Origin of the sequence: Nonomuraea rhizosphaerae, assembly GCF_019396405.1 — a bacterium.
Taxonomy (GTDB): Bacteria; Actinomycetota; Actinomycetes; order Streptosporangiales; family Streptosporangiaceae; genus Nonomuraea; species Nonomuraea rhizosphaerae.
On sequence record NZ_JAHKRL010000536.1, the window covers coordinates 1 to 8,345 of the forward strand.

An 8,345-nucleotide genomic window follows, 5' to 3' on the forward strand; every position below is an offset into this window, starting at 1 on the left:
CCTCGGGCTCGCGCAGCAGGTCGCCGGCCAGGGCCAGCCGCCAGTCGGTGAGGAAGGCCATCGGCGGCTCGCCGACCAGGTCGGTGAAGCGCCTGGCCAGCGAGGCGCGCGAGACGCCCACCTGGGCGGCCAGCGTGGCGACCGTCCACGGGTGCGCCGGGTTGTTGTGCAGCATCCGCATCGCTCTGCCCACGATCGGGTCGCTCAGCGCCCGGTACCAGGCGGGCGCGTCGTGGGTGGCGAACCAGGAGCGCAGGACGGAGATGAGCAGCAGGTCGAGCATCCGGTCGAGGACCGCCTCCTGGCCGGGCTGATCCTTGACGATCTCGGTGCCGAGCAGCGGGATGAGCGGGTCGCCCTGCTGGACGATCAGCCGGGGCAGCGCGTCCAGCAGCCGCCTGCTCACCTCGCCCTCCATGTGGTAGGTGCAGGTGAGCACCACGCACTGGCCGTCGAGGGCGTTGCCCCAGGTGCGTACGCCCAGGTCCATGGCCTGGTAGACGGTCCCGCCGTCGGGTGTGGAGCAGCGCTGGCCCGGGTGGATGACGATCTGCGGCGGCGTGGCCGGGTCGTCGGCCACCGTGTACGGCTCCGGCCCCCGGATGATCGCGATGTCCTGGGGCTTCAGCCGGGTGTTGGCGCCCTGGTCGGGGACGACCCACGCCTCACCGCGCACGATCACTACCAGCGTGAGCGGCGCCTCGTCCTGGATGCGCAGTGACCAGGGCGGATCGAGGAGGGAGCGCAACATGAAAGCGCCTCTCGCCCTCGGGCCGTCGAGGAGGGCGGCGAGCTGATCCATGAGCTAGACGATTGCATATGGGATTGCGCTTCTCAACCATGGAGCGTCCAACTGGTATGGGGGCTTACTTGAGTCATGACAACTTTGCTGCTGGGCGGCACCGGCAAGACCGGCCGCCGCGTCGCTGACCGGCTCACCGCGCTCGACCTGCCCGTACGGATCGGCTCCCGCTCAGGCGAACCGCCCTTCGACTGGAACGACCCCTCCACCTGGGCTCCCGTCCTGGAGGGCGTCGAGTCCGTGTACATCACCTACTACCCCGACCTGGCCTTCCCTGGCGCCCTGGCGCAGATCCAGGCGTTCGCCGAGCTGGCCGTCTCCCGCGGGGTCCGGCGGCAGGTCCTGCTCTCGGGCCGGGGCGAGCCGCTGGCCGAGGCGGCCGAGCAGGCCGTCCGGGCGACCGGCGCCGACCTGACGGTCGTGCGGTGCTCCTGGTTCATGCAGAACTTCAGCGAGGGCTTCATGGTCGAGCCGGTGCTCTCCGGCGTCATCGCGCTGCCGAGCGCCGACGTGCCCGAGCCGTTCGTGGACGTCGAGGACATCGCCGACGTCGTCGTGGCCGCGCTCACCCGGCCGGGGCACGCCGGCAGGCTGTACGAGCTGACCGGGCCGAGGCTGCTGACGTTCGCGGACGTGGCGGCCGAGCTGTCCAAGGCGGCGGACAGGGAGATCGTGTACATGCCGGTCACGGTCGAGCAGTTCATCGCCAAGGCGTACGAGGGCGGCCTGACCGAGAACGAGGTCCAGGGGCTGGTCGGCCTGTTCACCGAGATCCTCGACGGCCGCAACGCCCAGGTGGCGGACGGCGTGCGGCAGGCCCTCGGCCGCGAGCCCCGCGACTTCTCCGACTACGCCGCCGCCAACGCCCCGGTGTGGACCTCCCCCGCCGGGCACTCGCACTGACCGAGCGCGCCGCGCGGGCACCCGCGGGGCCGCGGATCCGCTAGCCTCGCCTCGTCACTTGGGCGGGCATTCGGAAGGTGTGGGTCTGTGATCGGCTGGCTCGAAGCGGTGGTGCTGGGGCTGATTCAGGGCCTCACGGAGTTCCTGCCGATCTCCTCAAGCGCCCATATCCGGGTCTTGTCAGCATTTTTCGGCTGGCGGGACCCCGGGGCCGCGTTCACCGCGGTCATCCAGCTCGGCACCGAGACGGCCGTCCTGATCTACTTCAGGAAGGAGATCTGGGAGATCATCTCCACCTGGACCCGCTCCCTGTGGACGCCGGCGCTGCGCGGTCACCACGCGGCCCGCATGGGCTGGTACGTGATCGCCGGCTCGCTGCCGATCGGCATCCTGGGCATCGCGTTCAAGGACCAGATCGAGACGGTCTTCCGTGACCTGCGGCTGGTGGGCACCACCCTGATCGTGTTCGGGATCATCCTGTGGTTCGCCGACCACACCGCGCGCAACAAGCTCACCCTGGACAAGCACCTGAGCTTCACGCACGCCATCGTGTACGGCTTCGCGCAGGCACTGGCACTGATCCCCGGCGTGTCCCGCTCGGGCGGCACGATCACCGCAGGCCTGCTGCTCGACTACCGGCGCGAGGACGCCGCCAAGTACTCCTTCCTGCTGGCCATCCCCGCCGTGCTGTCGTCGGGCCTGCTGGAGCTGACCCAGATCGGCGAGGGGCAGGCCCCCGACTGGGGGCCGACGATCCTGGCGACGATCATCTCGTTCATCGTCGGCTACGCGGCGGTGGCCTGGTTCCTGAAGTACATCAGCACCCACCGCTTCACCAGCTTCGTCATCTACCGGATCCTCCTGGGCCTGTTCGTCATCCTCGCCGTCACCCTCGGCTGGATCCCCACCCAGGGCTGAGCCCGCGGCGGTTGGTTGAATGGCCTCATGGCCGAAGATCGGGGCAGACGTCCGGGGAGCCCGCGGACCAGGGAGCAGATCCTGGAGGCCGCCGTCGCCGCCTTCACCTCGCGGGGCTACGCGCAGACCACGATCAGGGGCGTGGCCCGGGAGGCGGGCGTCGATCCCGCGCTGGTGATGCACTTCTTCGGCAGCAAGGACGGGCTGTTCGCCACGGCGATCAAGGAGAGCATGCCGGTCGGGCCGCTGACCGAGGTCCTGGACGACGGCCTCGACGGCGCGGGCGAGCGGCTGGTGACCCGCTACCTGTCGCTGTGGGAGCACCCCGAGCACGGCCCGCGCCTGAGCGCCGTCCTGCACGCGGCGGCCGCCTCCCCGGCCGCCGCCGACCTGCTGGAGAACCTCGTACGCGCGGAGCTGCTCGGCCCGCTCGGCGACCTGATCGGCGGCGAGCACGGCCGGACCCGCGCGCTGCTGGCCGGGTCGCAGCTCCTGGGCCTGGCCATGTTCCGGTACGTGCTGAGGATCGATCCGCTGGCCTCGCTGCCCGTCCCGCGGGTGGCGGCCATGGTGGCGCCGAACGTGCAGCGCTACTTGACCGGCACGCTCACGGCGGAGGAGCTGACCCGGTAGGTCGCCAGCGTGAACAGCAGGGCGAGCAGGCCGAGGCCGGTGGCCAGGGTGATCACGCCCAGCCTGCCGTACCCGTCGAGGGCCAGGCCGCCGGCGATGCCGGCCACGAACACGCCGACGTACTGCGAGGACGACAGCAGGCCCAGCGCGATCGGCACGTTGTCCGGCACGGCGGCGACGGTCCTGTACTGCTGCGCCGGGGCGATCACCCAGCCGAGCGCGCCCCACAGGAAGGCCCAGAACAGGGCCACCGGCAGCGCGAGGTTGGCGACCGGGATGAGGGCCATGAACACCGTGGAGGCGGCCAGGCTGAACAGCACCACCCGGCGCGGCCCGTACGCGTCGGTGAGCCGGCCGCCGAACTGGTTGCCCACGATCCCGCCGATGCCCCACGCCCACAGCACGGCGGGCAGCGGCAGGTCGAACAGCGAGCCGATGTAGGTGTAGGCCGCGAACGCGGCGGCGAACATCAGCAGCTGCGTCACCAGCACCGCCATCACCCGCCGGTCGGCCAGCGGGGCGAACCGCTCGGCCAGCCGTCCCGAGGTCTCGATCATGACGTCCGGCACCACGGCGGCCACCCCCGCGAAGCCGAGCACCCCGAGCACGACCACCAGCCAGATCGTGGTCCGCCAGCCCGACGCCGACCCCAGCCACGTGCCCAGCGGCACGCCGACCGCCGACGAGACCGTCATGCCGCCCATCACCAGCGCCAGCGCGCGCCCGCGCCGCTCGGGCGAGCTGAGCGCGGTGGCCACGCCGGACGCGGTCGGCGTGAACATCGCCGCCCCGGCGGCCGCGATCACCCGCGTGGCCATGACCAGCGGGTACGTGGGCGCCAACGCGGTCAGGGCGTTGCCGAGGACCATCACCCCCATCGCGATCAACAGCACCCGCCGCCGCGACAGCCGCGCGGTCATGGCCGCGAGCAGCGGCGACAGCACCGCGTACGACAGGGCGAACACCGTCATCAACTGGCCGGCCGCCGCGAGCGAGATGTCCAGGTCGCGGGAGATGGGCGGCAGCAGACCCGCGGTGACGAACATGGCGGTGCCGACGGCGAAGTTCCCGAGGGCGAGGGGATAGAGGGGACGGTTCACAAGGTCTCCAGTCCGAAACAGTTGGACCCTCATCAAACTGACGTATAGTTGGATCGTTGTCAAACAATGCGACGGAGATAGGGTCGACCCATGCGCCTGCTCCCACATCCGGCCACGGAGGACATCCAGCTCACCGAGGTGCTGCGGGCGCTGTCCGACCCCGTACGGCTGGAGATCGTCCTGCGGCTCGCCCACCGCGGCGAGATGACGTGCACCGACGCCGGCGACGACCTGGGCGTGCACAAGTCCACGGCCTCGCACCACTACCGGTCGCTGCGCGAGGCCGGGGTGATCATGTCCAAGCAGGAGGGGCGGCTGGTGTACATCAGCCTGCGGCGCGACAACCTGGAGACCCGCTTCCCCGGCCTGCTCGCATCGGTCCTCTCGGCGGCCCATGTCCCTGCCTGACGGCCACCCTGCCGGGAACGGCCCGCCTGCCGGGAGCGGCCCTGATGGCCCGCCTCCCGGGAACGCCGCCGGCGGTCTGCCGATCCGGGCGGCGCTTCCCGAACTGCTCGACGCGCTCGGCGGGCGCGGGGCCGCCGTGCTGACCTCGCCGCCCGGCACCGGCAAGACCACCGTCGTCCCGCTCGCGCTGGCCGAGTCGGGCCTGCGCGTGCTGGTCGCCGAGCCGCGCCGCCTCGCCGTACGGGCGGCGGCCAGGCGGATGGGCGTCAGCTACACCATCCGCGGCGAGCGCCACACCGGCGCGAACCCCATGGTCGAGGTCGTCACCACCGGCGTGCTGCTGCAACGGCTCCAGCGCGACCAGGAGCTGCCCGGCGTCGACGCGGTGATGCTCGACGAGTGCCACGAACGCCACCTCGACGCCGACACCGCCCTGGCGTTCCTGCTGGACGTGCGCGACACGCTCCGCCCCGACCTGCGCGTCCTGGCCGCCTCCGCGACCGCCGACGCGGGCCCCTGGTCGCGGCTGCTCGGGGACGCGCCGATCGTGCGGGCGTCGGGCGCGGCGCACCCCGTCGAGACCGTCTGGACCCCTCCCGAGCGCCCGGTCGCGCCGCCGCACGGCATGCGCGTCGATCCCGCGCTGCTGTCCCATGTCGCCCACGTCGTACGCCGCGCGCTGGCCGAGCGCGACGGCGACGTGCTGTGCTTCCTCCCCGGAGCCGGGGAGATCGCCCGGGTGGCCGCCCAGCTGCCCGGCGTCGAGGTGCTCCAGGTGCACGGCCAGGCCCCGGCCAAGGTCCAGGACGCGGTGCTGTCGCCGGGCTCGGCGCGCAGGGTGGTGCTGGCCACGTCGGTCGCCGAGTCGTCGCTGACCGTGCCGGGGGTGCGGGTGGTCGTGGACTCGGGCCTGGCCAGGGAGCCGCGCACCGACCACGCCCGCGGCCTCGGCTCGCTGACCACCGTACGGGTGTCGAAGGCGTCGGCCGACCAGCGCGCGGGGCGGGCGGGGCGGGAGGCTCCCGGCACGGTGTACCGGTGCTGGACGGCGGCCGAGCACGAGCGGCTCGCCGACCACGCCCGGCCGGAGATCGCGCTGGCGGACCTGACCGGGTTCGCGCTCCAGGCGGCCTGCTGGGGCGTGCCCGACGCCTCCGGCCTGGCCCTGCTGGACGCCCCTCCGCCTGCGGCGATGGCCGCCGCTACCCGTACGCTCCAGACCCTGGGCGCCCTGGAGACGGGCGGGAAGGGGAGCGTCGGCCCGCGGGTGACCGGTCGCGGGCGGCGGATGGCGCTGGCGGGTGTGCACCCGCGGCTGGCCAGGGCGCTGCTCGACCTCGGGCCGCGCGCCGCCGAGGTGGTGGCGCTGCTGTCGGAGCAGCTTCCCCGCGACGCGGGCGACGACCTCGTGGAGGTCTGGCGGGCGGCCCGCGACGGCCGCGACGGCTTCACCGCCCGCTGGCGCCAGGAGGTCCGGCGCCTGACCAAAAGCTCCGGCACTGAACCCAGCGCCAACGCCGGCAGCGGCGCCGGGTACGGCGGGCGGATGAGCGATGACGCGGTGGCCGGCGCGGCCGTGGCGCTGGCGTTCCCCGAGCGGGTGGCCAGGCGGCGCGGTGGCGGCTACCTGATGGCCTCCGGCACCCAGGCCCGCCTGCCCGACGGCTCGCGGCTGGGCGAGGCGGAATGGCTGGCCGTGGCGGTGGCCGACCGGCCGGCGGGCTCGGCGTCCGCGCGCGTCCGCCAGGCCGTGGTGATCGACGAGGAGACCGCCAGGCGGGCGCTCCCGGTCACCGCCGAGGAGGAGGTCACGTGGCGGGTCCCGCCGGGCGAGCGGCGCGGCGACGTCTCCGCGCGCGTGGTGGAGCGGCTCGGCGCCATCGAGCTGTCCTCCTCGCCGCTCAGGAACGCCGACGTGCGGGAGGCCGTCCTGTACGGCCTGCGCACCGAGGACGTGCTGACCTGGACGAAGGAGGCCGTGGCGATACGCGACCGGCTGGCCTTCTGCCATCGCGAGCTGGGCGACCCGTGGCCCCCGGTGGACGACCTCCCGGCGCTGGCGGACCGGTGGCTGGAGCCCGAGCTGTCCAGGGCCCGGCGGCGCGCCGACCTGGAGCGCATCGACGTGGCCGGCGCGCTGAAACGCCTGGTCCCGTGGAGCGAGCGGCTGGACGAGGCCGCCCCCGAGCGGGTCACGGTGCCCAGCGGGTCACGCGTGCGCGTCGACTACTCGGGCGAGCGGCCGGTGCTGGCGGCCAAGCTCCAGGAGCTGTTCGGCTGGACGGAGACGCCGGCGATCTCGGGCGTGCCGCTGCTGGTGCACCTGCTCTCCCCCGCCGGCCGGCCGGTGGCGGTGACCGCGGACCTGGCCTCGTTCTGGCGGGAGGGCTACCGTTCCGTACGCGCGGAGCTTCGTGGCCGCTACCCCAAGCATCCCTGGCCCGAGGACCCGCTGACCGCGCCGCCCACCGCCCGCGTGAAACGGAGCCCACGATGAACGAGACGCGGATGAGCGAGGCCCGCCGATGAGCGACGACCGGCTGCTGGAGGCGGCGCTCAACAACGCCGAATGGTGCGACGCCGTGTGCCGCGCTCACGGCTCGCCGGGCACGTTCACCGCGCTGAGCTGGACGAACCCCGCCTCCAGTCCGCCGTACTACCCCGACGCCATCACCCTCGCCCCCGCCGCCGGCTGGCCGGACCTGCTGCCGGGCGTCGAGGGCAAGCCGAGCGCCTCGGTGAAGGACAGCTTCGCGCTGGTCGAGCCGCCCGGCTGGGACCTGCTGTTCGAGGCGCGATGGATCTACCGGCCGTTCCACGCCGCCGAGGCGGCCCCGGCGGCGACCGGCGACGTGATCGCCTGGGAGGTGGTCCGCGACGCCGCCACGCTGCGCGACTGGGAGCGCGCCTGCTTCCCCGGCGCGGACCTCGGCCTGTTCCCGGCGGCGCTGCTGGGCGAGGTCACGTTCCTGGCGGGCCGGATCGGCGGTGACATCGTGTGCGGCTCCGCGCTGAACGGCAGCGGCCGCGTGGCGGGCGTCTCCAACCTGTTCGCCCTGGGCTGCGACCTGGACGCCGCCTGGTCGGGCACGGTGGCGACGGCGGCCGAGCTGTTCCCCGGCCGCCCGCTGGTCGGCTACGAGACCGACCCGGAGCCCGCGTCCCGGCACGGCTTCCTGCCGATCGGCCCGCTGCGGGTGTGGATCAAGCCCTGAGCACGTCATCCCTGGGTCAGGCTCCGAGCACGTCGTCGATCGTGGGCTCGGCCAGCACCTCGACCCGCTCCGTCCCCACGCCTGTGTCCTTGAACCCGCTGGACGTGGCGATGCAGACCACCGGCCCGTCGAAGTCGCGGCCCATCTTCCGGTAGGCGGCCAGCGCCGCCGCCCCTGACAGCTCCTGCCACAGCCCCTGTCCGGCCAGCGCCCGCTGCGCCGCCCGCATCTCGTCGTCGGTGACCAGCATCGCCTCGCCGCCGCTGTCGCGCACCGCGCGGACGCCCCGGTGGCCGCCCACCGAGCCGCCGATGCCGTACGCGTCCGTGTCGCCGAGCGAGACGATCGCGGCGGGCGCCCCGGTGG

The 8,345-nt window shown here is 73.5% G+C and carries 9 protein-coding genes; 6 read left to right on the plus strand and 3 right to left on the minus strand.

What is annotated here, in order from left to right; all coding sequences use genetic code 11:
• Positions 1–802 (minus strand): cupin domain-containing protein (locus tag KME77_RS27820; RefSeq protein WP_219471908.1); only part of this gene is annotated, 802 nt, incomplete at its 3' end.
• Positions 803–877: 75 nt separating this feature from the next.
• Here KME77_RS27820 and KME77_RS27825 point away from each other — a divergent pair.
• The 3 genes from KME77_RS27825 (at position 878) to KME77_RS27835 (ending at position 3,256) form a co-directional block, all read left to right on the plus strand.
• A complete protein-coding gene (locus KME77_RS27825; RefSeq protein WP_219471909.1) occupies positions 878–1,705 on the plus strand; it encodes an NmrA family NAD(P)-binding protein in 828 nt (275 codons plus the stop codon).
• A gap of 87 nt (positions 1,706–1,792) precedes the next feature.
• Entirely contained in the window at positions 1,793–2,623 is an 831-nt protein-coding gene (locus KME77_RS27830) for an undecaprenyl-diphosphate phosphatase (RefSeq protein ID WP_219471910.1), read from the plus strand.
• 27 nt (positions 2,624–2,650) lie between these two features.
• The gene (locus KME77_RS27835) at positions 2,651–3,256 is read left to right on the plus strand and encodes a TetR/AcrR family transcriptional regulator (protein ID WP_219471911.1); all 606 of its coding nucleotides are present in this window, start codon (positions 2,651–2,653) and stop codon (positions 3,254–3,256) included.
• Here KME77_RS27835 and KME77_RS27840 read toward each other — a convergent pair.
• Complete coding sequence (locus tag KME77_RS27840; RefSeq protein WP_219471912.1) at positions 3,214–4,356, minus strand: MFS transporter; 1,143 nt, start codon at positions 4,354–4,356, stop codon at positions 3,214–3,216. The genes KME77_RS27835 and KME77_RS27840 overlap by 43 nt on opposite strands.
• A 90-nt stretch (positions 4,357–4,446) precedes the next feature.
• On the opposite strand from KME77_RS27840, the gene KME77_RS27845 reads away from it, so the two are divergent.
• Genes KME77_RS27845 through KME77_RS27855 form a run of 3 tightly spaced genes read left to right on the plus strand, consistent with a single transcriptional unit; the run spans position 4,447 to position 7,979 of the window.
• The gene (locus tag KME77_RS27845) at positions 4,447–4,764 is read left to right on the plus strand and encodes an ArsR/SmtB family transcription factor (RefSeq protein ID WP_219471913.1); all 318 of its coding nucleotides are present in this window, start codon (positions 4,447–4,449) and stop codon (positions 4,762–4,764) included.
• Entirely contained in the window at positions 4,751–7,261 is a 2,511-nt protein-coding gene (hrpB, locus tag KME77_RS27850) for an ATP-dependent helicase HrpB (RefSeq protein WP_219471914.1), read from the plus strand. Before KME77_RS27845 ends, hrpB begins: the two co-directional genes overlap by 14 nt.
• A 28-nt stretch (positions 7,262–7,289) precedes the next feature.
• Entirely contained in the window at positions 7,290–7,979 is a 690-nt protein-coding gene (locus tag KME77_RS27855) for a hypothetical protein (protein ID WP_219471915.1), read from the plus strand.
• Positions 7,980–7,995: 16 nt separating this feature from the next.
• Here KME77_RS27855 and KME77_RS27860 read toward each other — a convergent pair.
• On the minus strand, positions 7,996–8,345 hold a 350-nt coding region (locus tag KME77_RS27860), incomplete at its 5' end, for a pyridoxal-phosphate dependent enzyme (protein WP_219471916.1).

Coding starts and splice junctions, on each gene's coding strand:
- KME77_RS27845 (WP_219471913.1), top strand. CDS start 4,447: ATGCGCCTGCTCCCACATCCGGCCACGGAGGACATCCAGCTCACCGAG.
- KME77_RS27835 (WP_219471911.1), top strand. CDS start 2,651: ATGGCCGAAGATCGGGGCAGACGTCCGGGGAGCCCGCGGACCAGGGAG.
- hrpB (WP_219471914.1), top strand. CDS start 4,751: ATGTCCCTGCCTGACGGCCACCCTGCCGGGAACGGCCCGCCTGCCGGG.
- KME77_RS27825 (WP_219471909.1), top strand. CDS start 878: ATGACAACTTTGCTGCTGGGCGGCACCGGCAAGACCGGCCGCCGCGTC.
- KME77_RS27855 (WP_219471915.1), top strand. CDS start 7,290: ATGAGCGACGACCGGCTGCTGGAGGCGGCGCTCAACAACGCCGAATGG.